The 26,138-nt window shown below is 51.9% G+C and carries 22 protein-coding genes and 1 pseudogene; 14 read left to right on the top strand and 9 right to left on the bottom strand.

Translation table 11 applies throughout. The annotated features are described in order from the left end of the window. From J4728_RS11200 to J4728_RS23965, 4 genes and pseudogenes are all read right to left on the bottom strand, one after another. Nucleotides 1-1,590: a PTS sugar transporter gene (locus tag J4728_RS11200; protein WP_000716850.1), complete on the bottom strand. Its 1,590-nt coding sequence runs from the start codon at nucleotides 1,588-1,590 to the stop codon at nucleotides 1-3. Nucleotides 1,591-2,018: 428 nt separating this feature from the next. After that, nucleotides 2,019-2,747 carry a hypothetical protein gene (locus J4728_RS11195; protein WP_000587744.1) on the bottom strand — a complete coding sequence of 243 codons (729 nt, stop codon included), beginning with the start codon at nucleotides 2,745-2,747 and terminating at the stop codon, nucleotides 2,019-2,021. Nucleotides 2,748-3,325: 578 nt separating this feature from the next. Then, a complete protein-coding gene (locus J4728_RS11190; protein ID WP_001675416.1) occupies nucleotides 3,326-3,613 on the bottom strand; it encodes a DapH/DapD/GlmU-related protein in 288 nt (95 codons plus the stop codon). Nucleotides 3,614-3,643: 30 nt separating this feature from the next. Then, a pseudogene (locus tag J4728_RS23965) lies at nucleotides 3,644-3,870 on the bottom strand (hypothetical protein); the annotation flags it as partial. 322 nt (nucleotides 3,871-4,192) lie between these two features. On the opposite strand from J4728_RS23965, the gene J4728_RS11185 reads away from it, so the two are divergent. Then, nucleotides 4,193-4,540 (top strand): Mor transcription activator family protein, encoded by a 348-nt coding sequence (locus tag J4728_RS11185; RefSeq protein ID WP_000615248.1) that lies wholly within the window; start codon nucleotides 4,193-4,195, stop codon nucleotides 4,538-4,540. Between the two features lie 130 nt (nucleotides 4,541-4,670). Here the strand turns inward: J4728_RS11185 and lysC are convergent, their stop codons facing one another. Continuing rightward, nucleotides 4,671-6,020: a lysine-sensitive aspartokinase 3 gene (gene lysC, locus J4728_RS11180; protein ID WP_000136400.1), complete on the bottom strand. Its 1,350-nt coding sequence runs from the start codon at nucleotides 6,018-6,020 to the stop codon at nucleotides 4,671-4,673. Nucleotides 6,021-6,364: 344 nt separating this feature from the next. Here lysC and pgi point away from each other — a divergent pair, with 344 nt between their 5' ends. The 6 genes from pgi (at nucleotide 6,365) to psiE (ending at nucleotide 12,785) form a co-directional block, all read left to right on the top strand. Further along, a complete protein-coding gene (gene pgi / locus J4728_RS11175; RefSeq protein WP_000790028.1) occupies nucleotides 6,365-8,014 on the top strand; it encodes a glucose-6-phosphate isomerase in 1,650 nt (549 codons plus the stop codon). 443 nt (nucleotides 8,015-8,457) lie between these two features. After that, nucleotides 8,458-8,700 (top strand): exopolysaccharide production protein YjbE, encoded by a 243-nt coding sequence (gene yjbE / locus J4728_RS11170; RefSeq protein WP_001541297.1) that lies wholly within the window; start codon nucleotides 8,458-8,460, stop codon nucleotides 8,698-8,700. A gap of 63 nt (nucleotides 8,701-8,763) precedes the next feature. Beyond that, the gene (locus tag J4728_RS11165) at nucleotides 8,764-9,402 is read left to right on the top strand and encodes a YjbF family lipoprotein (protein ID WP_000824807.1); all 639 of its coding nucleotides are present in this window, start codon (nucleotides 8,764-8,766) and stop codon (nucleotides 9,400-9,402) included. Then, on the top strand, nucleotides 9,399-10,136 hold the full coding sequence (locus tag J4728_RS11160) for a capsule biosynthesis GfcC family protein (protein ID WP_064043377.1): 738 nt from the start codon (nucleotides 9,399-9,401) through the stop codon (nucleotides 10,134-10,136). The genes J4728_RS11165 and J4728_RS11160 overlap by 4 nt, the downstream gene beginning before the upstream one ends. Continuing rightward, on the top strand, nucleotides 10,136-12,232 hold the full coding sequence (locus J4728_RS11155) for a YjbH domain-containing protein (RefSeq protein ID WP_208211754.1): 2,097 nt from the start codon (nucleotides 10,136-10,138) through the stop codon (nucleotides 12,230-12,232). The genes J4728_RS11160 and J4728_RS11155 overlap by 1 nt, the downstream gene beginning before the upstream one ends. A gap of 142 nt (nucleotides 12,233-12,374) precedes the next feature. Next, complete coding sequence (psiE, locus tag J4728_RS11150) at nucleotides 12,375-12,785, top strand: phosphate-starvation-inducible protein PsiE (RefSeq protein WP_000982752.1); 411 nt, start codon at nucleotides 12,375-12,377, stop codon at nucleotides 12,783-12,785. Between the two features lie 165 nt (nucleotides 12,786-12,950). Here the strand turns inward: psiE and malG are convergent, their stop codons facing one another. The 3 genes from malG to malE all read right to left on the bottom strand — a co-directional run bounded on the left by malG (nucleotide 12,951) and on the right by malE (nucleotide 16,722). After that, a complete protein-coding gene (gene malG, locus J4728_RS11145) occupies nucleotides 12,951-13,841 on the bottom strand; it encodes a maltose ABC transporter permease MalG (RefSeq protein WP_001252085.1) in 891 nt (296 codons plus the stop codon). A 14-nt stretch (nucleotides 13,842-13,855) separates the two neighbouring features. Next, nucleotides 13,856-15,400, bottom strand: coding sequence for a maltose ABC transporter permease MalF (gene malF, locus J4728_RS11140; RefSeq protein WP_000382570.1), 1,545 nt, complete (start codon nucleotides 15,398-15,400; stop codon nucleotides 13,856-13,858). A 131-nt stretch (nucleotides 15,401-15,531) separates the two neighbouring features. Further along, complete coding sequence (gene malE / locus J4728_RS11135) at nucleotides 15,532-16,722, bottom strand: maltose/maltodextrin ABC transporter substrate-binding protein MalE (RefSeq protein ID WP_000695415.1); 1,191 nt, start codon at nucleotides 16,720-16,722, stop codon at nucleotides 15,532-15,534. A gap of 361 nt (nucleotides 16,723-17,083) precedes the next feature. Here malE and malK point away from each other — a divergent pair, with 361 nt between their 5' ends. The 5 genes from malK to ubiA all read left to right on the top strand — a co-directional run bounded on the left by malK (nucleotide 17,084) and on the right by ubiA (nucleotide 22,282). Then, nucleotides 17,084-18,193 (top strand): maltose/maltodextrin ABC transporter ATP-binding protein MalK, encoded by a 1,110-nt coding sequence (gene malK / locus J4728_RS11130; RefSeq protein ID WP_000179176.1) that lies wholly within the window; start codon nucleotides 17,084-17,086, stop codon nucleotides 18,191-18,193. Between the two features lie 88 nt (nucleotides 18,194-18,281). Then, nucleotides 18,282-19,637, top strand: coding sequence for a maltoporin (locus tag J4728_RS11125; RefSeq protein ID WP_001594897.1), 1,356 nt, complete (start codon nucleotides 18,282-18,284; stop codon nucleotides 19,635-19,637). 163 nt (nucleotides 19,638-19,800) lie between these two features. Next, nucleotides 19,801-20,718 carry a maltose operon protein MalM gene (gene malM, locus J4728_RS11120; RefSeq protein ID WP_000782497.1) on the top strand — a complete coding sequence of 306 codons (918 nt, stop codon included), beginning with the start codon at nucleotides 19,801-19,803 and terminating at the stop codon, nucleotides 20,716-20,718. A 180-nt stretch (nucleotides 20,719-20,898) separates the two neighbouring features. Next, a complete protein-coding gene (gene ubiC, locus J4728_RS11115) occupies nucleotides 20,899-21,396 on the top strand; it encodes a chorismate lyase (RefSeq protein WP_000019230.1) in 498 nt (165 codons plus the stop codon). Between the two features lie 13 nt (nucleotides 21,397-21,409). After that, entirely contained in the window at nucleotides 21,410-22,282 is an 873-nt protein-coding gene (gene ubiA / locus J4728_RS11110) for a 4-hydroxybenzoate octaprenyltransferase (protein WP_000455249.1), read from the top strand. 98 nt (nucleotides 22,283-22,380) lie between these two features. On the opposite strand, the gene plsB is transcribed toward ubiA, so the two are convergent. Then, nucleotides 22,381-24,801: a glycerol-3-phosphate 1-O-acyltransferase PlsB gene (gene plsB / locus J4728_RS11105; protein WP_000017360.1), complete on the bottom strand. Its 2,421-nt coding sequence runs from the start codon at nucleotides 24,799-24,801 to the stop codon at nucleotides 22,381-22,383. A 170-nt stretch (nucleotides 24,802-24,971) separates the two neighbouring features. Here plsB and J4728_RS11100 point away from each other — a divergent pair, with 170 nt between their 5' ends. Both J4728_RS11100 and lexA read left to right on the top strand, forming a co-directional pair. Then, complete coding sequence (locus tag J4728_RS11100) at nucleotides 24,972-25,340, top strand: diacylglycerol kinase (RefSeq protein WP_000002900.1); 369 nt, start codon at nucleotides 24,972-24,974, stop codon at nucleotides 25,338-25,340. Between the two features lie 108 nt (nucleotides 25,341-25,448). Next, nucleotides 25,449-26,057: a transcriptional repressor LexA gene (gene lexA / locus J4728_RS11095; RefSeq protein ID WP_000646079.1), complete on the top strand. Its 609-nt coding sequence runs from the start codon at nucleotides 25,449-25,451 to the stop codon at nucleotides 26,055-26,057. Nucleotides 26,058-26,138: the final 81 nt, after the last annotated feature.

The raw sequence follows: 26,138 nt of genomic DNA, 5'->3' as shown, positions 1-26,138 counted from the left end.
TTAATTAACGGCTGTCGTTGTTGATTCGCTCTGTACGACAGGTTTGAAACGGTTAGCAATAATGGTGGTAAGGCAGGTCATCGCCATTGTGGCAATCATTACGATGGCCATCTGTAGCGCATTGCTGGATAAGAACGGTGAGGCGAAAGCCGGAACATAGGCCACGCCTTTGACGTTAAAAAAGCCCAGCATCATGCCGCCCATCCCGGCCCAAAAAATGGCGGAGCCAAAAACAATTTTGTTGGCGAACATGAAGGGATAGGCGGATTCAACAAAGGTGCCAAAACCCAGGTTAATGAGCAGGCCCGGCGTAGCAACGGCAGCTTCGCTTTTTTCACGCGGGGCGATCACATTGGCAAGGTTAATACCTGCGGCCACCATCACCAGACCGACCATATCGACCGCGCCGAGGAAGCTGACGCCGGATTTTTCCATCTCCAGCAGCACCAACGGCAGGATCACCGCGTGATAGACGCCGCCGAGAATGGCAGGCCAGATAACCAGACCAGCCAGCAGCCCGGCAAGAATTGGGCTGAATGCCAGCGTGCTTTCGATAGCCAGTTTGATGTAATTACCCGCAGATAGCGCCAGCGGACTCAGCAGATAGTGCATGACTAACCCAGCGGCAAGGCCCGATATCCCACCGGCGACGATGTTGACGGTAGTCATTGGGAAGCGCCAGTTCAGGCACAGCTCGAACAGCCAACGGACGAAAATCCCCGCCATTACACCGCCGATAATGCCGCCGATCAGTCCGCCCTCTACGGAAAGCACGCCAGCGACGACCCCGGCCACAATTGAAACTTCATCCAGTTCGGAAATCTGTTTTGCCGCCAGTACCGCGACTAACACTGGCAGACCTTTTAATAAGATTTCAAAGATATCGTTAAGTTTTTCCAGTCCTGGTATGTGGCTCAGGGCGAGTACAATCGCCATGGCGATAAAGCCTGGTAGAGCAGGGATCATGATGCTACGAATGTTAAAACGTTTGAGCAGGCTTTTTCCGGAACCGCTCTGCGAGGGCGAAGCGCTACCCAACTGTGGTTTGTACTTGATACCCCAATGTTTACACAGCGACGCCACGAAGGAGACGGCGCGGGTACGGCTGGTGGTGCCAGTTGTTCCGGAGGTCGCGACCACATTCGCCCCCTTTGCCGCCACCAGCGCCATGGAGGTTCCCCCGGTGCCGACAATCGGTGTTTTCATCTCAACGGCGGCGGCAAAAACGGCCTGGTTCGCCTTTACCGGATCAGCGCTCATTACCACGATCCCATCGATCTCACCGCGGCGGATCATCTCAGCGATTTGGCGATCGCTTTCTACTACCGAGGTGTTTACCTCCGAAAGTTTGCCCTGAAATATGCGCTGTGGTTTTTGTTGGTTTTCTGTGGTTAATGCATAAACCGATGCCGGGGTATCCGGTTTGGCGACGTCCATCGAGGCTTCTGCCGCGATAAACTGTACGGCGGCCACATTCACGCCCGCAGCCTCACACTGCTGATAAATTTCCTGGAGTAACTTCTCTGGCTCGGCGCCACCCAGGTTGTAGAGGTTGCCTCCACTGCTTCCAATAATCGCAATTTTTTTCATAGCGGCCTCAAATAGGGTAAGGGGGTTATCTGTGTTGTAGTGCAATCATAATTCCAACTAAAACAAAATAAAGCAACAATGAAAAGGTGGTTTTATACCAAATGATCTCAATTTTCAAATGTAACTCACTAAAATATAATGATTAATTTGTGTTTTTGCTTTATGTTGTTTCGTGTGGTTTTGTGACGAGGTTCAAAATGAGGAGTGCATAAATAGGGGAAAGCTGCCCATGTTGATGGGACGAGTAGGGTGCTGCGGATTCCTGAGCAGTATTCCGCCGGCAGCGCCTGGCGCGGGAACCGCCGGATGACGCGCCTGCGTCGCCATCCGGCAACGCATCGCCCGATGGCGCTTACGCTACCGTATTAGAAACATATAGAGGTTCTGGTGGCGCAAAGAAAAGCGCCGGCATTGAAGAGAAGGAAGCTTTAACGCAGTGATAACTTATATTGTTTCACTTTGCTTTGGATTGTGTTTTTTAAACTAAAATAAGGCACCCAAGGCAATGCTGTGTTCCAGGGGCGAGGGGAACCATGAAAACAGACTATGCTTACTCCGTCAGGTAATTTTCCATTACCTGTCCCATCGTATAGTTCAGGGTTAAAACCAATCATTTTTGGTGTTGCTATATTAGCTTTGTAACTAATAATTCTTCCGGGTAAGATGTTTTGCCATCTTTCAGCATCTTGACATATTCTGCCGATAAATCCTTGATCGCCATGATAGGGCGGGGTTCTTATGGCATTGATTTCCTTTTCAGGATTTTTCATAAATTCATCCCACACATTTTTTTTTGCGGGTGCAGGAATAAACATAATACCTGTTGCTGGCGCAACTGAAGCACCATGCTGAGAAAAGTCATTAAGTAATGTTATTTTTTTCATAGTTGTCAGAGGAGTAATATCTCCCACAACAACGCTATCTATATCAATATAGAGAATATCCTCATTACCAAGAACAGGATGCAGTGGATTGAAAAGTTCTAGTTTTGCCCACCATCCTGGCCAATCATACAAAAGAGGCGCTGTATTTACCCCTTTTATCTTTAGCGCATCTGTTAAACAAACAGAATCATAACCTTTGAGCTGCTTATGTAACCATTGAGCATGTTTTGTGGTGAAGTCTTTGCTTTGTCTGAGCACAGAAACTATAATCATTATATTCCCCGGTGAATATTAGGTGTTTTTAGCCATGTTCCACTATATTTAATGTGCTTTATATTGCAACAAAATTAGTGTTCATATGGTTATTGAAGTTTAATTACATTCAAGATGTGAATGTAATTAATTTGTTTATAATGTTATTAATATATGTAATGTAAGTTGATAAATGTTTTAATGATTGTTTTGTCTTTTATATTTCCATGGGGAGATATAAAATAAGAGTTGGAATGGGAGTGATCTTATTTCCCCTTTTTGTTTCTGGTGGTTTTTATGTTGCTGAATTGGATTAAACACTTCAGTGTTTAAAGCGCGAGGTCCGCAGTATTTTTATCCATCTTCTCAGGCAACCGGGAGGCAGGTATCCCGGAGTTGGACAGACTGCAGTGATGTTACGAGAACGATGCCCGATAGCGTTTACGCTACCGGGCCTTACTAAACGCTCTATCAGAATAGTGATGTAGACATCAGGTCAGAGAATGAACTTAACAATCATTCACAAAAGAAATGTTTTATTTTTAGTCTATTAACCTGACGAGAAAAGTCTATAAAATATTGCAATCTTAAGATTTAGATTAATCCCATTTTTTGTGATTTATTACTGGGATTACTTCTGATGTTTTTTTTGTAATATATATGCTATTTGCTGGAATGCTCTTATTTACAAATGACATTGCTCCAATAGTAACATTATCACCGATAGTAATAGAGCCTATAATGCAGGTGTTGGCTCCTATATCTACATTATTGCCAATAATAATGAAATCATCTTCTTTTAAACCTTGCTTGTTCCCTACTGTTGTATTTTGCTTAAGCGATAAATTACAACCGATACGAGCCTTTTTCGTGATGACGATCCCCATGTGATGCGGAATATCCAAACCATAGCCGATTACTGCTCCCAGCTCTATATCAATTCCAAATTTGGAATTTAGTTTGCGATTAATCCATAATCCAGTTTTTTTCTGTTTTTTTGAACCATAGATATACATCTCATTTGCCAGACGCCACCAAAATAAAAAATTACGTCGGCGATTGTTATTGGCCTGCATAAGTAATCGACATAATGAAAATTCATTCCTGCGAATAATCTCATGCCGCCAGTATTCCCGTAATCCACTTCCTTTTTTAGATATGGAAAATAATAAGCAATGTAAGAGTTTGATTTTTTCTTCCTCCAATGAAGAAAGCTAACTTGTTAAATAAATGTTATTATCGTAGGAGGTTCACGTATCAATTGGTAAAAATACTATAAGATGGTTTTTTATAATACTTCATTTGCTATGCAAACTGAACATTCTTTTAATTTATAATTAAATGCCGTTGATAGTAAATATTTATATATATTTTGAATGTATTGATAGGTAGTTATTGCACCGTTTTTTACGCTTCCCTTTTTGGTGCCGTCACGGGGAGCATGGTGCTGGATATGGAGATAAAATATGATTCAGAAATCAAAAGAAATGGTTCGGCTTCCGGAGATTATTAACGATCTGGCGTTTCATGCGTCGCAGGTGCTTATTGAAAGCATGAATATTGATAGCGCGTCAGCCGAAAATGCCGGTCAGGCAATTGCTGACAGAATGATGCGCAACTGGGGCGGGCAAAGCATTTATTTCCCCAAAGGTATCTCTGGCCGGGCCTCGGAACGGGATTATCAGATTTACAGCGAGTGCGATGGGCGTAATTATGCGGAGCTGGCCAAAAAGTACAATTTAACACTGCAGTGGATCTATAAAATCGTTAAGCGGGTCCACACGGAAAAACAGCACCAGCGGCGTATGCTGTAAGCGATATCGGGTATGGCGTATAGCGACAAGCGCTATACGCCGGGAGCTGCGACAGGCCGGATAAGGCGCTTGCGTCGCCATCCGGCAGCGTATTGCCTGATAGCGCTCACCCGCTGTCGTGTCAGGGCGATTATTCAAATAAGTTCTGATGTAGCTTTTGCACCACTTTCTCGGCATCGTCTCCCGGCACGAGGAAGCACAGATTGTGGCTGGAGGCGCCGTAACAAATCATGCGAATGTTGAACGGTTCCAGGACGCCAAACACTTCTTTACCAACACCGCAGGCTTTTGACAGGTTGTTGCCAATCAGCGCGACCAGCGCCAGTCCTTCTTCGACTTCGACCCGACACAACGCGGAAAGCTCCATCAATAAGGATTGGGTCAGTAACGTATCGCCCGTGGAGGTGGAGCCGGTAGTATCCAGCGTCAGCGCGACGCTCACCTCCGAAGTGGTAATCAGATCTACCGAAATATTATGCCGCGCCAGAATGCCGAACACCTCTGCCAGGAAACCTCGTGAGTGCAGCATATTCAGGCTGTGCAGCGTCAATAGCGTTTGATTGCGGCGCAGCGCCAGCGCGCGGAACAGCGGCGGGTTTTGGGTTTTATTGCACACCAGCGTACCGCCCGCTTGCGGATCTTTACTGGAGCCAACGAAGACCGGGATATCGCTACGCACGGCCGGGAGTAAGGTGGCTGGATGCAGTACTTTTGCGCCGAAGGTTGCCATCTCCGCCGCTTCTTCAAAGTCGATTTCATCAATTCGCTGCGCGACGGGCACTACGCGCGGGTCGGTGGTGTAAATACCGGGCACATCTGTCCAGATATCAACCCGCGCGGCATGGAGCGCTTCAGCCAGCAACGCTGCCGTATAGTCGCTGCCGCCGCGGCCTAACGTCGTGGTGCGGCCTTTGCTTTCACTGCCGATAAAGCCCTGAGTAATGACCAACGTTTCGCTCAGGCGCGGGAGCAACTGCTGCGCGGCCAGTTCCGCAAGCGCTGCGACGTCCGGTTCCGCACGACCAAAGCGATCGCTGGTACGCATCACTTTGCGCACGTCGAACCAGTGGGCCTGTACGTCGCGTTCACGCAGGATCTCAACAAATAGCAGGGTAGACATCAGCTCGCCGTGGCTGACCAGTTCATCGGTCAGGGCTGCCGATGTCGCCAGCGATGCCGCCTCCGCCAGAATAGTGATGTTTTCCAGCAGGCGTTCAATCTCTTCGCGAATGACATTCGGATGACGCAGACGATCAAGGATATCGAACTGGATTTTACGGATGGCGTCGAGCGTAGCGAAACGTTCGCCGGGCTCCATCCCTTCGGCCAGCGCCACCAGCAGGTTAGTGATGCCGGCAGACGCGGAAAGCACGACTAAACGAACATTGGTGTCGGAAAGTACGATATCCGCGCTACGGTTCATGGCGTCAAAATCAGCGACGCTGGTACCGCCAAATTTGGAAACAACGATCTCTGTCATATCAACCTCGTGTCAGGAAATGAAAAACGCGACCATGGCACAAGGGCAGAACAGAAACCGGTGCAGGCGCAAATGCAAGTAACGTATTTATAAATAAAAGTTGTGGCCTGGACTGTCAACGTTGGGATTATGCGGATTTTTTATGCTGAGTTTAGGCTCAGTAACAGCGCTTATAACCCCGATACCCATTTGCCGCCTTTCTGCACCTCGAATTATTTAGGGTATATACTTTTTATCCTCATTCGACAGTGCCTGGGGCAACGGCACTAAAACAATCACACTTTTCTGTGACTGGCGTTACAATCGATCCCAGTCACAATTCTCAAATCAGAAGAGTATTGCTAATGAAAAACATCAATCCAACGCAGACTTCTGCCTGGCAGGCGCTCCAGAAACACTACGATGAAATGAAAGACGTTACGATCGCTGAGCTTTTCGCGAACGATAGCGACCGTTTCGCTAAATTTTCCGCGACGTTTGACGATCTGATGCTGGTGGATTTCTCCAAAAACCGCATCACCGAAGAGACGCTGGCAAAATTACAGGATCTGGCGAAAGAGACCGATCTGGCCGGCGCGATTAAATCCATGTTCTCCGGCGAGAAGATCAACCGCACCGAAGACCGCGCCGTGCTGCACGTGGCGCTGCGTAACCGTAGCAATACGCCGATCATCGTGGACGGCAAAGATGTGATGCCGGAAGTGAACGCCGTGCTTGAGAAGATGAAAACTTTCTCGCAAGCGATTATCTCCGGTCAGTGGAAAGGCTACACCGGTAAGGCCATCACCGACGTGGTGAACATCGGTATCGGCGGTTCCGACCTCGGCCCGTTCATGGTGACCGAAGCGCTGCGTCCGTATAAAAACCATCTGAACATGCACTTCGTCTCTAACGTCGATGGCACCCACATCGCTGAAGTGCTGAAGAAAGTGAACCCTGAAACCACGCTGTTCCTGGTCGCTTCTAAAACTTTCACCACCCAGGAAACCATGACCAACGCCCACAGCGCGCGCGACTGGTTCCTGAAAACTGCAGGCGATGAAAAACACGTGGCGAAACACTTTGCTGCGCTCTCCACCAACGCCAAAGCGGTCGGCGAATTTGGTATCGACACGGCCAATATGTTCGAGTTCTGGGACTGGGTCGGTGGTCGTTACTCGCTGTGGTCTGCCATCGGGCTGTCCATTATTCTGTCCGTCGGTTTCGACAACTTTGTCGAGCTGCTTTCCGGCGCGCACGCGATGGACAAGCATTTCTCCACCACTCCGGCGGAGAAAAACCTACCCATTCTGCTGGCGTTGATTGGCATCTGGTACAACAATTTCTTCGGCGCGGAAACCGAAGCCATTCTGCCGTATGACCAGTATATGCACCGTTTCGCCGCCTACTTCCAGCAGGGTAACATGGAATCCAACGGTAAATACGTTGACCGTAACGGCAACGCCGTGGATTACCAGACAGGCCCAATTATCTGGGGCGAACCAGGCACCAACGGTCAGCACGCGTTTTATCAATTGATTCACCAGGGTACTAAAATGGTGCCGTGTGACTTTATCGCCCCGGCTATCACCCATAACCCGCTATCCGATCATCATCAGAAGCTGCTGTCTAACTTCTTCGCGCAGACCGAAGCGCTGGCGTTTGGTAAATCCCGCGAGGTGGTTGAGCAGGAATATCGCGATCAGGGTAAAGATCCGGCGCAGCTTGAACACGTTGTGCCATTCAAAGTGTTTGAAGGCAACCGCCCGACCAACTCTATCCTGCTGCGTGAAATTACGCCGTTCAGCCTGGGCGCGCTGATTGCGCTGTATGAGCATAAAATCTTTACGCAGGGCGTCATCCTGAACATCTTTACTTTCGACCAGTGGGGCGTTGAGTTGGGTAAACAGTTGGCTAACCGTATTCTGCCGGAGCTGGGCGATGATAAAGCTATTTCGTCCCATGATAGCTCTACTAACGGTCTGATTAACCGTTATAAAGCCTGGCGCGCCTGATGGTGCTGCGCTTATCCGGTCTACGCAATGCATTGAGTCTGTAGGCCGGATAAGGCGTTTCGCCGCCATCCGGCAAAAAGAGAATAAGATAATAAAAAGGCCGATATTCACATCGGCTTTTTTTATAAGATAATTCCGCTTGTCCGTCTTTATCCCCACAATTTTATATTGAGCTTAATCCTAAAATAAGCAATAACCAGAAAATCACTCTGCGTTATTTTCAGATTATACGGATGCTGATGTCTTTTAGTTTAATTTTAACTTATTGATTTTATTTGTTTGTTAATTAAATAATGTAGGCGTTACTTCTTTAAAGTTTAATTATCCTAAAACTTCGATGTTATTTCTCCCGGGCATAATCCGCCTGCTTTGGTTGTGTATACTCGGTAGCGCCCGAAATTCTTTTGGGTAAATCTCCATTCATTCAATGAAGGGAAATTATGATGAAAAAAGTACTGTATGGCATTTTTGCCATAACCGCGCTTGCGGCGACATCTGTCTCGGCAGCCCCCGTTCAGGTGGGTGAAGCGGCAGGGTCGGCAGCGACGTCGGTATCGGCGGGAAGTTCCTCCGCCACCAGCGTTAGCACCGTAAGTTCGGCGGTGGGCGTCGCGTTAGCGGCAACCGGCGGCGGCGATGGTTCCAATACCGGAACCACGACCACCACGACCACCAGTACCCAGTAGTATCGGTACGTTTAACCATAACCACACTCCGGTGTGGTTATTTTGCCCCTCTGGAGAAGCGTCGTGAAGCGACTCGCACTTATCCTGATTTGCCTGCTATTACAGGCGTGTTCGGCCACCACCAAAGGCCTGGGCGATTCACTGTGGGACAGTTTGTTCGGTACGCCAGGCGTACAGCTAACGGATGACGATATTCAAAACATGCCTTATGCCAGCCAGTACATGCAGCTTAACGGCGGTCCTCAGCTGTTTGTGGTGCTCGCTTTCTCGGAAAACGGGCAGCAGAAATGGGTGACGCAGGATGGCGCGACGATCGTGACGCAGCATGGCCGTCTGGTCAAAACGCTGCTTAGCGGCGACAACCTGATCGATGTGAATAATCTGGCGGCCGACCCGCTGGCGAAACCAGGACAGATTATCGATGGCGCGACCTGGACTCGCACCCTGGGCTGGACCGAACATCGCCAGGTGCGTTACGCCACCGCCCGTTCCGTTTTTACATGGCGAGGGACCGATAGCGTTAGCGTCGGCAGTGAAGAGACCGCCGTGCGGGTGCTGGATGAAGAAGTGACGACCGATCAAACGCGCTGGCGTAATCGCTACTGGATTGATAGCGAAGGCCAAATTCGCCAGACGGAACAGTATCTGGGCGCGAATTACTTTCCGGTGAAAACCACGCTGATTAAGGCGGCAAAATCATGATGAAAAGGACGATAAGCGCGCTGGCGCTGGCCTTTGTCGCGTCATCCGCCTTTGCCAGCGGCACTGTTACCGTTTTTACCCAGGGTAATAGCGAGCCTAAAACGCTGACAGACGCTGAGCATCTGCTCGATTTAGTCGGACAGCCGCGCCTGGCAACGAGCTGGTGGCCTGCGGCGGTTATAGGCGAAGAACAGGCGACCGTGACGGCGCGTCAGCAGCAGCAGGAACTTCTCGGGCGACTGGCGGCGCTCGGCGCTGAGGAAGACGGCGATGCGGCGGCGGCGATAAACACACTGCGCCGACAGATTCAGGCGGTGAAGGTGACGGGCAGACAATTCGTGAATCTTGATCCTGACGTGGTGCGGGTGAGCGAACGAGGTAACCCGCCGCTGCAAGGTCACTACACGCTCTGGGTCGGGCCGCAACCCACGCAGGTGACGCTCTTTGGCTTGATTAGCCAGCCGGGCAGCCAGCCGTTCGTCCCTGGGCGGGACGTCGCCAGTTATCTTGAGGATCAGCGCTTACTCAGCGGCGCGGATCGTAGCTATGCCTGGGTGGTTTACCCTGATGGACGCAGCCAAAAAGCGCCGGTGGCTTACTGGAATAAACGTCATATCGAGCCGATGCCCGGCAGCATTATTTTTGTCGGTTTTGCCGATTCCCTTTGGCGCGGCACGCCGGAGGCGATAAATGCCGACATTCTTCATACCCTGACGCAGCGGATACCGGAATAATGAAAAAAACACATCTGCTCAGCGTGCTGGCGCTGGGTATTAGCGCGGCCTGCCATGCCGAAACATATCCAGCCCCTGTTGGGCCTTCACAATCTGACTTTGGCGGCGTGGGCCTGCTGCAAACGCCGACAGCGCGTATGGCGCGTGAAGGGGAGATGAGCCTGAACTATCGCGATAACGATCAGTACCGCTACTACTCGGCTTCGGTTCAGCTTTTCCCGTGGCTGGAAACCACGTTGCGCTATACCGATGTCCGTACGAAAAAGTACAGCAGCGTGGAATCATTCTCCGGCGACCAGACTTACAAAGATAAAGCGTTTGATGTGAAACTGCGGTTGTGGGAAGAGAGTTACTGGATGCCGCAGGTGGCGGTTGGCGCGCGCGATATCGGCGGGACGGGGCTGTTTGATGCGGAATATATTGTAGCGAGTAAGGCCTGGGGGCCGTTTGATTTTTCATTAGGTCTCGGCTGGGGCTATCTTGGCACCAGCGGCAATGTGTCTAATCCTTTCTGTTCGTATAGTGGTAAATTCTGTTCGCGTGATAACAGCTATAAAGAGGCAGGTTCCGTCGACGGTAGCGATATGTTTCACGGCCCGGCCTCGCTGTTTGGCGGCGTGGAATACCAGACCCCGTGGCAACCGCTACGCCTGAAGCTGGAGTATGAAGGCAATAACTATCAGCAGGATTTTGCGGGGAAACTGGAACAGAAGAGCAAGTTTAACGTCGGCGCCATTTACCGCGTCACCGATTGGGCCGACGTTAACCTCAGCTACGAGCGCGGCAACACCTTTATGTTTGGCGTCACGCTGCGCACCAATTTCAACGATTTACGTCCCGCGTATCATGACAATTCACGCCCGCAATACCGACCACAGCCGCAGGATGCCATCCTGCAACATTCGGTAGTGGCTAATCAATTAACGTTATTGAAATATAATGCCGGTCTGGCGGACCCGAAAATCCAGGTCAAAGGCGATACGCTGTACGTTACCGGCGAACAGGTGAAGTACCGCGACTCCCGTGAAGGGATCGTGCGCGCTAACCGGATCGTCATGAACGATCTGCCGGAGGGGATCCGCACGATCCGCGTGACGGAAAACCGCCTTAATCTGCCGCAGGTCACCACTGAAACCGATGTCGCCAGCCTGAAACGCCATCTGGAAGGCGAACCGCTGGGACATGAAACTCCGCTGGCGCAAAAACGCGTGGAGCCGATCGTGCCAGAGAGTACTGAACAGGGTTGGTATATCGACAAGTCGCGCGTTGATTTTCATCTTGATCCCGTGCTGAATCAGTCGGTAGGCGGCCCGGAAAACTTCTATATGTATCAGTTGGGCGTAATGGGAACTGCGGATCTGTGGGTCACAGATCATCTGCTCACCACGGGCAGCGTGTTTGCCAATATCGCCAACAACTACGACAAATTTAACTACACCAATCCGCCGAAGGACTCGCATCTGCCGCGGGTGCGTACGCATGTCCGTGAGTATGTGCAGAATGATGTTTATTTGAATAACCTACAGGCCAACTACTTCCAGTATTTTGGCAATGGTTTCTATGGGCAGGTCTACGGTGGTTATCTGGAGACCATGTTTGGCGGTGCCGGGGCAGAAGTCCTGTATCGCCCGGTAGACAGCAATTGGGCGTTTGGTCTGGATGCCAACTACGTGAAACAGCGTGACTGGCGTAGCGCGCAGGATATGATGAAGTTTACCGATTACAGCGTGAAGACCGGACATTTGACCGCATACTGGACGCCGTCGTTCGCCCAGGATGTGCTGGTGAAAGCCAGCGTTGGTCAGTATCTGGCGGGCGATAAAGGCGGTACGCTGGAGATCGCCAAACGCTTCGATAGCGGCGTCGTTGTCGGCGGTTACGCGACGATTACCGATGCGTCGCCGGATGAATATGGGGAAGGGGATTTTACCAAAGGCGTATATGTTTCCGTACCGCTGGATCTCTTCTCGTCCGGCCCAACCCGAAGTCGTGCGGCAATTGGCTGGACGCCGCTGACGCGTGACGGTGGTCAACAGCTTGGCCGTAAGTTTGGCCTGTATGATATGACCAGTGACAGGAGCGTAAATTTCCGTTAATACTCAGGCCGGATAAGGCGTTCACGGCGCTATCCGGCAAATTATCTTATTGAACAAAATATAAACATAAATAAAAAATATAGATGCCCGTCACATTTGTGCGTTATACAGAAACCTCGCCGCAGAGAAAGAGGGGGCTGTTATGATGCCATTATCGCGCTCACGTCTTGAGTTTATCGCCACGATTTTACAAAACGTACTAAATTTGGGGCTGCTTACCCTCGGTCTGATCCTGGTCGTTTTTCTCGGTAAAGAGACGGTGCACCTGGCGGATGCCTTATTCGTGCCTGAGCAAGCCAGCAAATATGAACTGGTGGAAGGGCTGGTGATCTACTTTCTTTATTTCGAATTTATTGCGCTGATTGTGAAGTACTTTAAGTCTGGCCTTCACTTTCCGCTGCGCTATTTCGTGTACATTGGGATCACGGCGATTGTGCGCCTGATCATTGTCGATCATAAAACGCCAATGGATGTATTACTCTATTCGGCGGCGATCCTCCTGCTGGTTATCACGTTGTGGTTATGTAATTCGAACCGACTACGGCGAGAATAGGCGTCGCCACACCGTAACGGACGTATGGCGTGGCAATAAATTAGCCGCTGTCTATAACGCATAAAAAAAGCGCTCCGAAGAGCGCCAAAATACGACCATAAGTGGGGATAACATAAGTTGAGGGCAGTGGCATTGCCCGTTGCCGGGCAGGTACTTCGATAAAACTTAACCTTTCACACCCCCTGCCGTCAGGCCGTTGACCAGCCAACGTTGCGCCAACAGGAACACCAGGGTGATAGGAATAGCGGAAAGGACGGCGGCGGCGGCAAAGTCGCCCCACAAATAGTTTTGCGGGTTGAGATATTGCTGCATACCCACGGCCAGCGTATAGCTGTCCACATCGCGCAGTAACAACGAGGCGACCGGAACTTCGGTAATCGCCGCGATGAACGACAGAATAAACACCACCGCCAGAATCGGTACGGAAAGCGGCAGCAGCACCAGGCGAAACGCCTGCCACGGGGTTGCGCCATCCAGCGCGGCGGCCTCTTCCAGCGAACTGTCGATAGTTTCGAAGTAGCCTTTAATCGTCCAAACATGCAGCGCAATGCCGCCAAGATAGGCGAAGATCACGCCGCCATGCGTATTCAGACCGATAAATGGAATGTATTGTCCCAGGCGATCAAATAACGCATACAGCGCCACCAGAGACAAAACCGCCGGAAACATCTGGAAAATCAGCATCCCTTTGAGCAGTGTTGCTTTACCTGGAAAACGCATTCGTGCGAAAGCGTAGGCGCAGGTGGTGGAGAGCGCCACGATGCCGATGGCGGTAATACCGGCGATTTTCACCGAGTTCCACAGCCACAGCAGGACCGGGAAGGGAGGCGGCGTTACCCGACCATCCGCATGTTCCACGCTGAAACCCAGCGCCAGCCGCCAGTGTTCCCAGGAGATTTTATCCGGGATCAGGCTTCCGGTGGCGAAGTTCCCTTCACGTAGCGAGATAGCGATGACCATCAGCAGCGGGAACATAATCGCTGCGATGAAAATCAGCAGCCCCAGGTGCGTGATGAGGAGACGCAGTTTCTGAGATTTGGGTTGGACCATAGCCATTGTTATTATCTCCCTTAATCAAACTTCATACGCGTGGCTTTCAGGTTCACTATTGCCAGCGCGCCTACCAGCAGGAAGATCAGCGTGGCAATGGCCGCCGCCAGACCGAAGTCCTGACCGCCGCCGCCTTCAAAGGCGATACGGTAGGTGTAGCTGACGAGTAGATCGGTATAACCGGCAGGCGTGGTGGTGCCGAGACGGTCTGGCCCGCCGTTGGTCAATAACTGAATCAGGACAAAGTTATTAAAGTTAAAGGCGAAGCTGGCGATCATCAGCGGCGTTAGCGGCTTAATCAGCAGCGGTAAGGTGATCTTAAAGAAATTCTGAAATGGACCGGCGCCGTCCATTGCGGAGGCTTCGTACAGGTCATCCGGAATCGCTTTCAGCAGTCCCATGCACAGGATCATCATGTAGGGATAGCCCAGCCAGGTATTCACGATAATCACCATTGCCCGCGCGGTGTTGGGGTCGCTGAACCAGGCAGGTTTAATGCCGAACAGCGCGCTCAGCATCATATTGATTTCACCAAAGCTTTGGTTGAATAACCCTTTGAAAATCAAAATTGAAATAAACGACGGTACGGCGTAGGGCAGAATCAGCAGGACGCGGTAGATAGCTTTACCTTTCAGCGCTTCCCACTGTACGAGGCAGGCCAATACCATCCCAACCGCCACGGTTAACACCACAGTGAGGACCGAAAAGACCACGGTCCAGACGAAGATAGCGAAAAAGGGCTTCTGGATCCCTTCGTCGGTAAAGACGCGCGTAAAGTTTTTCGCGCCGATAGTAACGGTATAACCAGGACTGAGTTTTTCATCACCCCAGCTTCCGTCGGCGTTGATCGACTGATAATAACCGCTATCGTTGTTTGGCCGGTATTTTACGCCGCTCTGGTTATTGGTCAGCAGGCCGTCATCAGCCAGTGTGTACAGCGGACGAGTACCGGAAAACTGACGTAGCGAGCTCATAATTACTTTACTTTCATCCGGCAGGACGGCGGTTATCTGGTTCAGCGCCAGACGGTTCTGGGTGATTATCCGCAGATTGGCGCGTTCGCCGCCCGGCAGGGCATCGGTCTCTTTCAGCTGTAATTTTTGTTCGCCGCCGAAGGAAAATGCGTCAGACAGGTAATGTTTACCCGTTTCTCCGTCGGTGAGGGCCAGTTGCCACTCGTCGCCGCTCGGGTAAAGACCGAAGTTATAGGTTTTTCCTGCCTGATAAGAACGGTCCATCAGCACTTGCTGGGCGCGTTCAAAGGTGAGCTGGTTGGTGCTGCTGTAGTTAGTAAAGGCGATAGCGATGGTGCACACCAGCGGGAATAGCACAAATAGCCCCATGCCGGCGAGGCCAGGGTAAACGTAGCGCCAGGCATAGGTTTTACGATTTGCGAAAATATACAGGCCAGCAGAGCTTAAAATCAGCGTCATGATGGCGAACAGATACTCCCCTTGTACGTACATTAAAACTACAAGGTAACCCACCAGCAGGCCCAGCAGACCAATTACTGACCATTTAAGCTGGTCACTTTGCCACCAGTGTTTCTTTTTAATGACATCCATGGGGATTTTCCTCTACAGCGTTGAAACTTCCTGGCCGGAGATGTGCCTGATGGCGTTGCGCTTATCAGGCCTACGGTGTGTTGTAGGCCGGATAAGGCATTTATGCCGCCATCCGGCACAGGCTCGCGGCATTACTTAGTGATACGGCTTTGTGCATCTTTCAGCGCGGCATCCACGGTTTGACGGCCGCTGGCGGCGTTAATCACAGCCGTACGTACCGCATACCAGAAGGCGGACATCTGCGGAATATTCGGCATGATCTCGCCTTTCTGGGCGTTATCCATGGTGGCGGCGATACGGGGGTCTTTCGCTAACTGCTCCTGGAAAGATTTCAGCGCCACGGCGCCCAGCGGTTTATCTTTGTTCACCGCTTCCAGACCCTGATCGGTCAGCAGGTAGTTTTCGAGGAACTCTTTCGCCAGCTCTTTATTCGGGCTGGCAGCGTTAATTCCCGCGCTCAGCACGCCGACGAACGGTTTCGAGGGTTTACCTTTGAAGGTCGGCAGCAGGGTGACACCGTAGTTGACTTTGCTCTTGTCGATGTTCGACCATGCCCACGGACCGTTGATGGTCATTGCCGTTTCGCCTTTATTGAAAGCTGCTTCGGCGATGGAGTAATCGGTATCGGCGCTCATATTTTTGTTCTTGATCATATCGATCAGGAAAGTCAGGCCCGCTTTCGCGCCGGCGTTGTCGACGCCAACGTCTTTCACGTCATACTTGCCGTTTTCAAATTTGAACGCGTAACCGCCGTCAGCAGCGATCAAAGGCCAGGTGAAATACGGCTCTTGCAGGTTGAACATTATCGCCGACTTCCCTTTCGCTTTTAGTTCTTTATCCAGCGCCGGGATCTCTTCCCAGGTTTTCGGCGGGTTCGGGACGAGGTCTTTGTTATAAATCAGGGAGAGGGCTTCAACGGCGATGGGGTAGGCGATCAGCTTGCCGTTATAACGTACCGCATCCCAGGTAAACGGATAGAGTTTGTCCTGAAACGCTTTATCCGGAGTGACCTCCGCCAGCAGACCAGACTGCGCGTAGCCGCCAAAACGGTCGTGCGCCCAGAAGATAATGTCAGGACCGTCGCCGGTGGCTGCCACCTGCGGGAATTTCTCTTCCAGCTTATCCGGGTGCTCAACGGTCACTTTAATGCCGGTGTCTTGCTCAAATTTTTTACCGACCTCGGCCAGACCGTTATAACCCTTGTCGCCGTTGATCCAGATAACCAGTTTACCTTCTTCAATTTTGGCGAGAGCCGGGGCGGAAATCATCATCGTCGTAAGTGCGGATAATGCGAGGATGCCTACGCCAGTTTTAATCTTCATATCTCCCATCCTTTTTGGTGATGTACACAGAGGTGGTTTAACGGTCTCTAGTTTCTTTATACGACAACCTCTTTCCATCCTCCCTACCCCTACGCCCCACCCCGACTTTATGTGATCTGTGTTGCATAAATGTGAGTAATGCGTGCTGGCGCACACAAAAACACGCCGATTTTTGCGGGCGGCATCACGAAATTCCTTTTCTGTCCGCGCCCGTGGTCTCAGGCGTTGTGTCCTCATCCTCCCGCCTCCTCCCCCATAAAAAAGCCGGGGGGTGGAGGATTTACCCCAGTCAGGGATCGCGCATAGTCAGGCCATCATGAATGTTGCTGTCAATGACAGGTTGTAACGAAGGGAGAAAGGCATGGCGAGCGTACAGCTACGAAATGTAACGAAAGCCTGGGGTGACGTGGTGGTATCGAAAGATATTAACCTCGATATCCATGACGGGGAGTTCGTGGTGTTTGTCGGACCGTCAGGCTGTGGTAAATCGACCTTGCTGCGTATGATCGCCGGGCTTGAAACCATCACCAGTGGCGACCTGTTTATCGGGGAAACCCGTATGAATGATATTCCGCCTGCCGAGCGCGGCGTGGGCATGGTATTCCAGTCTTATGCGCTCTATCCCCATCTCTCCGTTGCAGAAAACATGTCTTTCGGCCTCAAGCTGGCGGGCGCCAAAAAAGAGGTAATGAATCAACGCGTCAACCAGGTGGCGGAAGTGCTGCAACTGGCGCATCTGCTGGAACGTAAGCCAAAAGCGCTTTCCGGCGGGCAGCGTCAGCGCGTAGCGATTGGCCGCACGCTGGTGGCGGAGCCGCGTGTGTTTTTGCTGGATGAACCGCTCTCTAACCTGGACGCCGCGCTGCGCGTGCAGATGCGTATTGAAATTTCTCGCCTGCATAAACGTCTGGGCCGCACGATGATTTACGTCACCCACGATCAGGTCGAGGCGATGACGCTGGCCGACAAAATCGTGGTGCTGGACGCCGGTCGCGTCGCTCAAGTCGGTAAGCCGCTGGAGCTGTACCACTATCCGGCGGACCGCTTTGTCGCGGGCTTCATCGGCTCGCCGAAGATGAACTTCCTGCCGGTGAAAGTGACCGCCACCGCGATTGAACAAGTCCAGGTCGAACTGCCGAATCGCCAGCAAATCTGGCTGCCGGTCGAAAGTCGCGGCGTGCAGGTCGGCGCCAATATGTCTTTAGGCATTCGGCCGGAACACCTGCTGCCGAGCGATATCGCCGATGTCACCCTGGAAGGCGAAGTCCAGGTGGTCGAGCAGTTAGGGCACGAAACACAAATTCATATCCAGATCCCCGCCATCCGTCAAAACCTGGTTTATCGCCAGAATGACGTGGTGTTGGTAGAAGAGGGCGCCACATTCGCTATCGGCCTGCCGCCAGAGCGCTGTCATCTGTTCCGCGAGGATGGCAGCGCATGTCGTCGTCTGCATCAAGAGCCGGGTGTTTAAGGCCTCCATAAAAAAACGAAACGCAAAACCATTCGCAGTTTTAGAAGGTGGCAGCGTTTAAAGAAAAGCAATGATCTCAGGAGATAGAATGATGATTACTCTGCGCAAACTCCCACTGGCGGTTGCTGTCGCAGCGGGCGTAATGTCCGCTCAGGCAATGGCTGTCGATTTCCACGGTTACGCCCGTTCCGGTATTGGCTGGACGGGAAGCGGCGGCGAACAACAGTGTTTCCAGGTGACCGGTGCACAAAGTAAATACCGTCTCGGTAACGAATGTGAAACCTATGCGGAACTGAAACTGGGCCAGGAAGTGTGGAAAGAGGGCGATAAGAGCTTCTATTTCGACACCAACGTCGCCTATTCGGTTAACCAGCAGAACGACTGGGAATCGACCGATCCCGCCTTCCGCGAAGCGAACGTGCAGGGTAAAAACCTGATTGAATGGCTGCCGGGCTCTACCATCTGGGCCGGTAAGCGCTTCTATCAGCGTCATGACGTACACATGATCGACTTCTACTACTGGGATATTTCAGGTCCTGGCGCGGGTATCGAAAATATCGATCTGGGCTTCGGTAAGCTTTCACTGGCGGCGACCCGCTCTCAGGAAGCGGGCGGTTCTTACACCTTCAGCAGCCAAAATATTTACGATACTTCTAAAGATACCGCGAACGATGTTTTCGATGTCCGTTTAGCAGGCTTGCAGACCAATCCGGATGGCGTGCTGGAACTGGGCGTTGACTATGGTCGGGCGAATAAGAGCGACGGCTACAGCTATGTTGATGGCGCAACTAAAGACGGCTGGATGTTCACCGCGGAACATACCCAAAGCATGTTGAAAGGCTACAACAAGTTTGTCCTTCAGTATGCGACTGACGCGATGACCACGCAGGGTAAAGGCGGGGCGCAGGGTACCTATGGGTATGCCTATGATACAAAAGACGATGACGGTAATGTCATCCACCACGTTGACGACTACGTCAATAACAACGGCAAACTATGGCGCGTGCTGGATCACGGCGCGATTTCGCTGGGCGATCGTTGGGATCTGATGTATGTCGGTATGTTCCAGAAACAAGACCTGGACAATAAACTCGGTACCGATTGGTGGACTGTAGGCGTACGTCCGATGTTCAAATGGACGCCAATCATGAGTACCCTGCTGGAAGTGGGTTATGACAACGTGAAATCTCAGCAGACTGGCGATCATAACAACCAATACAAAATCACCCTGGCGCAACAGTGGCAGGCAGGCGACAGCATCTGGTCGCGCCCGGCTATCCGTGTGTTTGCGACTTATGCGAAGTGGGATGAGAAATGGGGTTATATCAAAGATGGTGATAAAACCTTACGTTATGCCGCCGCAAGCAACAGCGGTTTCAATACCACCAGCCGTGGCGATAGCGATGAGTGGACCTTCGGCGCCCAGATGGAAATCTGGTGGTAATACGATGGTCATCTGACGTAACGAGGGGCGCAAGCCCCTCTGAAACATCAGGTCTGATGATGCTTGTAAGCCGAATAAGGCGCCAGCCGCCATTCGGCGATATGTTTGGGTTGGCGCGCTATTGCCTGGCTACCGCTGAACCCGCCTTATTGAGGTGAGAATAATGAAAATGAAGAAAAGTCTCGTCGCCCTCTGTTTAACCGCAGGGCTGTTCGCCAGCGTGCCGGGTATCAGCCTGGCGGAAGTGAACTATGTACCGCAAAATACCAGCGCCGCGCCCGCTATTCCTGCTGCTGCGCTACAGCAATTAACCTGGACGCCTGTAGATCAGTCAAAAACGCAGTCTACCCAACTGGCGACTGGCGGCCAGCGCCTTGACGTCGCCGGCATTACCGGCCCGGTCGCCGCTTATAGCGTTCCGGCGAATATCGGCGAGCTGACATTAACTCTGACCAGCGAGGTCAATAAGCAAGCCAGCGTTTTTGCGCCAAACGTGTTGATTCTTGACCAAAATATGACGCCTTCGGCGTTCTTCCCCAGCAGTTACTTTACTTATCAGCAGCCGGGCGTCATGAGCGCAGACCGGCTGGAAGGCGTGATGCGCCTGACGCCTGCGTTGGGGCAGCAGAAACTCTATGTTCTGGTGTTTACGACCGAAAAAGATCTTCAGCAAACCACTACGCTGCTCGATCCGGCAAAAGCCTATGCCAAAGGCGTCGGTAACTCTATCCCGGATATTCCCGATCCAGTTGCTCGCCATACCACTGACGGCGTGGTGAAACTGAAGGTAAAAACCAACAGCAGCTCCAGCGTATTGGTCGGGCCGTTGTTTGGCTCGTCCGGTACCGGGCCGGTAACGGTAGGCAATACCGCCGCGCCGGTCGCTGCGCCAGCGCCAGTCGCGCCGAAGAAAAGCGAACCGATGTTGAACGATACGGAAAGCTACTTTAATAAAGCGATTAAGGATGCCGTAGCGAAAGGCGACGTCGATAAAGCGCTGAAACTGCTTGATGAGGCCGAACGTCTGGGATCGACATCTGCCCGTTCCACCTTTATCAGCAGTGTAAAAGGCAAGGGGTAATTGTTTCCCCACAGTGCTGATTTTGCAGCAACTGGTGCGTCTCCTGGCGCACCTTTTTTTGTCATTTCATGCGAATTGTTATTTTTTTGTTGCGCAACAGATCACTTAATTGTGATTGCGCCCCCCGTAATGTCTTTTCTGAGATACAATGACTTTAGGTTATGAATCGGAGAGTAAGGCATGTCACACCCTGCGTTAACGCGACTGCGTGCGCTGCGCTATTTTGATGCGATTCCTGCGCTTGAACCCCATTTGCTGGACTGGCTGTTGCTGGAAGATTCTATGACTAAACGTTTTGAGCAGCAGGGAAAGCGGGTAAGCGTGACGCTGATTCGGGAAGCGTTTGTCGGCCAAAGTGAGGTCGAGGAAGCATCAGGTTTACTGCCATCAGAATCCCGCTACTGGTTACGTGAGATACTGCTTTGCGCTGACGGCGAGCCCTGGCTTGCCGGACGTACCGTGGTACCGGAATCCACGCTGTGCGGACCTGAACAGGTCTTACAACATCTGGGTAAAACCCCGCTTGGACGTTATCTATTTACATCATCGACACTGACCCGCGATTTTATTGAAATTGGACGCGATGCAACGCTGTGGGGGCGCCGCTCTCGACTGCGGTTGAGCGGAAAACCGCTGTTGCTTACCGAGCTTTTTTTACCTGCATCGCCGCTGTACTGAGAGGAAGATAAAGATGGAGTGGAGTCTGACGCAGAGTAAGCTGCTGGCGTTTCACCGTTTGATGCGTACAGATAAGCCTATTGGCGCGTTGCTGCTGCTCTGGCCGACGCTTTGGGCGCTATGGGTGGCGACGCCGGGTATGCCTCAGCTGTGGATTTTGGCAGTTTTTGTCGCTGGCGTGTGGTTAATGCGCGCGGCGGGCTGCGTGGTGAATGATTATGCCGATCGTAAATTTGACGGACATGTAAAACGTACGGTCAACCGACCTTTACCCAGCGGCGCCGTGACAGAGAAAGAAGCGCGCAACCTGTTTGTGGTGCTGGTGCTGCTGGCGTTTCTGTTGGTGCTGACGCTGAACGCCATGACGATTCTGCTTTCCGTGGCGGCGCTGGCGTTGGCCTGGGTTTATCCCTTTATGAAACGCTACACCCACCTGCCGCAGGTCGTGCTGGGGGCCGCTTTCGGCTGGTCAATCCCCATGGCGTTCGCCGCGGTGAGCGAATCCCTGCCGTTGAGCTGCTGGCTGATGTTCCTCGCCAATATTCTCTGGGCGGTGGCTTACGATACGCAATATGCGATGGTCGACAGAGATGATGATATCAAGATAGGCATTAAATCGACTGCGATCTTGTTTGGTCGTTATGACACATTGATTATCGGGATTCTGCAGCTTGGCGTCATGGCGTTAATGGCGCTGATCGGCTGGTTGAATGGTCTGGGATGGGGATATTACTGGGCTGTGCTGGTGGCGGGCGCGCTGTTTGTCTACCAGCAAAAACTGATTGCGAACCGTGAACGTGAAGCCTGCTTTAAAGCCTTTATGAACAATAACTACGTTGGCCTGGTGCTATTTTTAGGGCTGGCGATGAGTTACTGGCACTTCTGATGTCATGCCGGGCGAACCCGGCCTACAAAACCAAAATTTTCAATACGTCATATCAGTTGCCCGATGAGCTTGCACTATCGGGCATTTCAGGCACTGGCTTACTCGCCCTGCGTCGCGCTTTCAATCGTCAGACGGACATCAGAGGTAATTAGATCGGCAAGCATCTGATATATCTTCATCGTTTCTGCCGGTTCGGCATCGCCCGTATCACTGATATAACCCTCATCCCGTAGCGTCAACACGAGTGAACTGAACACCGCTTTGTCGAAAAACTCCGGCGCGTTAATACCGTGCAGGACAGACAGACGTTGCGCCACGGTACGGCTTTCTTTCTCCAGCGTACTGCGGTTGATGGACGGATTGGCGCTCAACAGCCAGAACGTAATGGCATAACGCTGTAGCGTTTCGCGCGCGCCTGCCGCCAGCAGTTGCAGCGTACGGGAATGCGTCGGGTTGATATGCAGTTCATCATCCTGCAGGGTAATTAGCCCCTGACGCTGCATTTCACTGGCCAGCGCGTCAATGACCGAGGCTAACTCCTCGCGCTCCCAGCGCAGGAACAGCTCCGCTTTTAACATCGGATAGAGCGCTTCAACATGCTGCTGCAACGCATCACGCGAAATGCGACGATGCTGGGTGATAATCGCCGCCATCAGCGAAGGCATAATCAACATATGCGCGATATTGTTACGATAGTAGGTCATCAACACCGCCTGCTCGCGCGGCAGAATGATGATATCGCCAATGGTGTCTTTCTCGACCTCAAACTTATTCATCTGCAGCGCGTGAGCGATAAGCTCGCCAGCGCTGGCGGCAGGAACGGTTGAGTCTGTGGAATAAGGGACATTGCGCATCAGATCGAGATAGCAATCAAGCTGCTCGGTGAGCTGCTCGCGGGTGAGCGAGCGCTGACGCGACGCTAACAGCGCGGTACAACACAGGTTCATCGCGTTTGCCGCGCCAGCGTTGTTAATACGCACCATCAGATCGGCGGCGATACTATTTACCGTCGGCGTCAGCCAGGCTGGGCGTATGGCCTCTATAGGGTCGATAGATTCGCGCCACTCCGGCACATGCTGGTTCAGGTACGTCATGAGCGGCATCGGTTCGCCAAAGTTAACGTAGCCCTGACCCAGATTGCGCAGCTTGCTCAAGCCTTTCAGCATCTGCGGCAGACTCTCTTTCTCTTTTGTCGCGCCGCGCAGCTCTTTCGCATAGGTGCCCACTTCCATGACGTGCTCATAGCCGATGTAAATAGGCACTAACGTAATTGGACGGGTACCGCCGCGCAGCATCGCCTGGATAGTCATCGACAGGGTGCCGGTTTTCGGATCTAACAAACGTCCGGTACGCGAACGTCCTCCTTCGACAAAATACTCAACCGAGTAACCGCGGCTGAACAGCTCGCCCAGGTATTCGCGAAAGACGGTGGAATAGAGTTTATTCCCCTTAAAGGTGCGACGAATAAAGAACGCGCCCAGACGACGGAAAATCGGGCCAGCGGGCCAGAAATTAAGGTTAATGCCTGCGGCAATGTGCGGCGGAACCAGTCCCTGATGGTACAGCACATAAGAAAGGAGCAAATAGTCCATATGGCTGCGGTGACAGGGCACATAGACGATTTCATGCCCGTCGTGCGCCAGTTGGCGTACGCGCTCGGCGTTATGCACGTTAATCCCCTGGTACAGTCGGTTCCAGGTAAACCCCAAAATCCTGTCGGTCAAACGAATCATCTCGTAAGAGAAGTTCGCCGCGATCTCTTCCATCAGCGCAATGGCGTTTTGCTGCGCTTTTTCATGAGAGATTTTCTTACTGCGCGCTTCGTCTTCTACCGCGCGGGCGATCGCTTTCGAGGCCAGCAGTTTGTTAAACAGATCCTGACGGGCGGGCAGGCGTGGGCCAACCGCCGCCAGGCGCTGGCGAGCAAAGTGCATACGCGCCACGCGAGCCAGCTTCTGCGCGATGATTTTATCGGTGCCGTGTTCATCAGCCATGCGACGCAATGAGACGGACGGCGAGAATCGGACAAAGCTATCGCGACCCAGCCAGGAGATGGCAAAGAATTTCTGTACGCCGTTCAGCATACGTAAAGGCGGGTTATCTTCTCCCTTTTCACGACCCGGCGCGCGGCCAAACATCACGGAAACGGGCACCATCTGCACGTCCAAAGCCGGATTACTCCGATGCAGATCGAGATAATCGTGAAAAAGTTTCACCGACTCTTCTTTTGGCGTGTAATAGGTAAAGACACGCGGTCCGCCGTGAATAAATACATAGCGTGGCAGCAGCGCGCCGTCGATCTCCAGCGGCTCCAGCGGATCCGGGAGATCGTGCGCCAGACATTGCGCCCGCAGCGTCAGTAAGTCCGCTTTTGAGTTGTATGGCAAGACATACATAATGGGGCGAGAAGTATCGAGCCCCAATTCCTGGGCGGGTTCCGCCGGAATAGACTTGCTTTTTACCAGTATGCTTAATGGTAAATTCAGTAATTTGTAGTAAATTCGTGGCCAGCCGGACATAAACGATGTAAAGCCTCTGGTTAATAATGCAAATGCGGTGCAAGGATATCAGAAAGTTTAGCGAATTTCTGTTGTATCCCGTCATACTTCGCGCTGCGTTACGGCAGTCCGAATCGTGCAGGGCAACCGTATAATGTCATTGACGTTAATAATGTAAAAAGGTTCTTTTGATGGCCAATAATACCACTGGATTCACCAGAATTATCAAAGCGGCAGGATATTCCTGGAAAGGATTTCGCGCCGCATGGACTCACGAAGCGGCGTTTCGCCAGGAAAGTATCGCGGTATTGCTGGGCGTCATCATCGCCTGCTGGCTGGATGTGGATGCGATTACCCGTGTGTTATTGATAGGTTCCGTTTTACTTATCATGATTGTTGAAATCCTCAACAGCGCTATTGAAGCGGTCGTGGACCGCATCGGTTCTGAATACCATGAGCTTTCCGGCCGTGCGAAAGATATGGGATCGGCTGCGGTGCTACTGTCTATTTTCGTTGCCCTGATGACCTGGGGCATCCTGTTATGGTCACATTTTCGATAAAGGTTCCAAATTTTATAAATCTCTTGTTTTTTGCGCCGTTTGTGGTTCCAAAATCACCTTTAACTGTATATACTCACAGCATGACTGTATATACACCCAGGGGGCGGAATGAAAGCGTTAACGGCCAGGCAACAAGAGGTGTTTGATCTCATCCGGGATCACATCAGCCAGACAGGTATGCCACCGACGCGTGCGGAAATCGCGCAGCGTTTGGGGTTCCGTTCCCCAAACGCGGCGGAAGAACATCTTAAAGCGCTGGCGCGCAAAGGGGTGCTTGAAATCGTTTCCGGTGCATCGCGAGGTATCCGTCTGTTACAGGAAGAAGAGGACGGATTACCGCTTGTCGGGCGTGTCGCGGCGGGTGAACCGCTTCTGGCGCAGCAGCATATTGAAGGCCATTACCAGGTCGATCCTTCACTGTTCAAACCCAGCGCCGATTTCCTGCTGCGCGTGAGCGGTATGTCGATGAAAGACATCGGTATTATGGATGGGGATTTGCTGGCGGTACATAAAACGCAGGACGTCCGTAATGGCCAGGTGGTTGTCGCTCGCATTGACGATGAAGTGACAGTAAAACGCCTGAAAAAGCAGGGCAATAAAGTGGAGCTGCTGCCGGAAAACAGCGAGTTTACACCGATAGTGGTGGATCTGCGCGAACAAAGCTTTACGATTGAAGGGCTGGCGGTAGGCGTCATTCGCAACGGGGAATGGTTGTAATCTCTTTTTAATCTCCTTGTAAGCCGTCATCCGGCAATCGTGCAGCCTGATGGCGCTGCGCTTATCAGGCCTACGGGAATG

Source organism: Salmonella sp. 32070601201500089SM (assembly GCF_017573605.1).
GTDB classification, from domain to species: domain Bacteria; phylum Pseudomonadota; class Gammaproteobacteria; order Enterobacterales; family Enterobacteriaceae; genus Salmonella; species Salmonella enterica.
The sequence above is the reverse complement of the archived record's forward strand: the minus strand, read 5'-3'. Positions and strand labels throughout refer to the sequence as shown.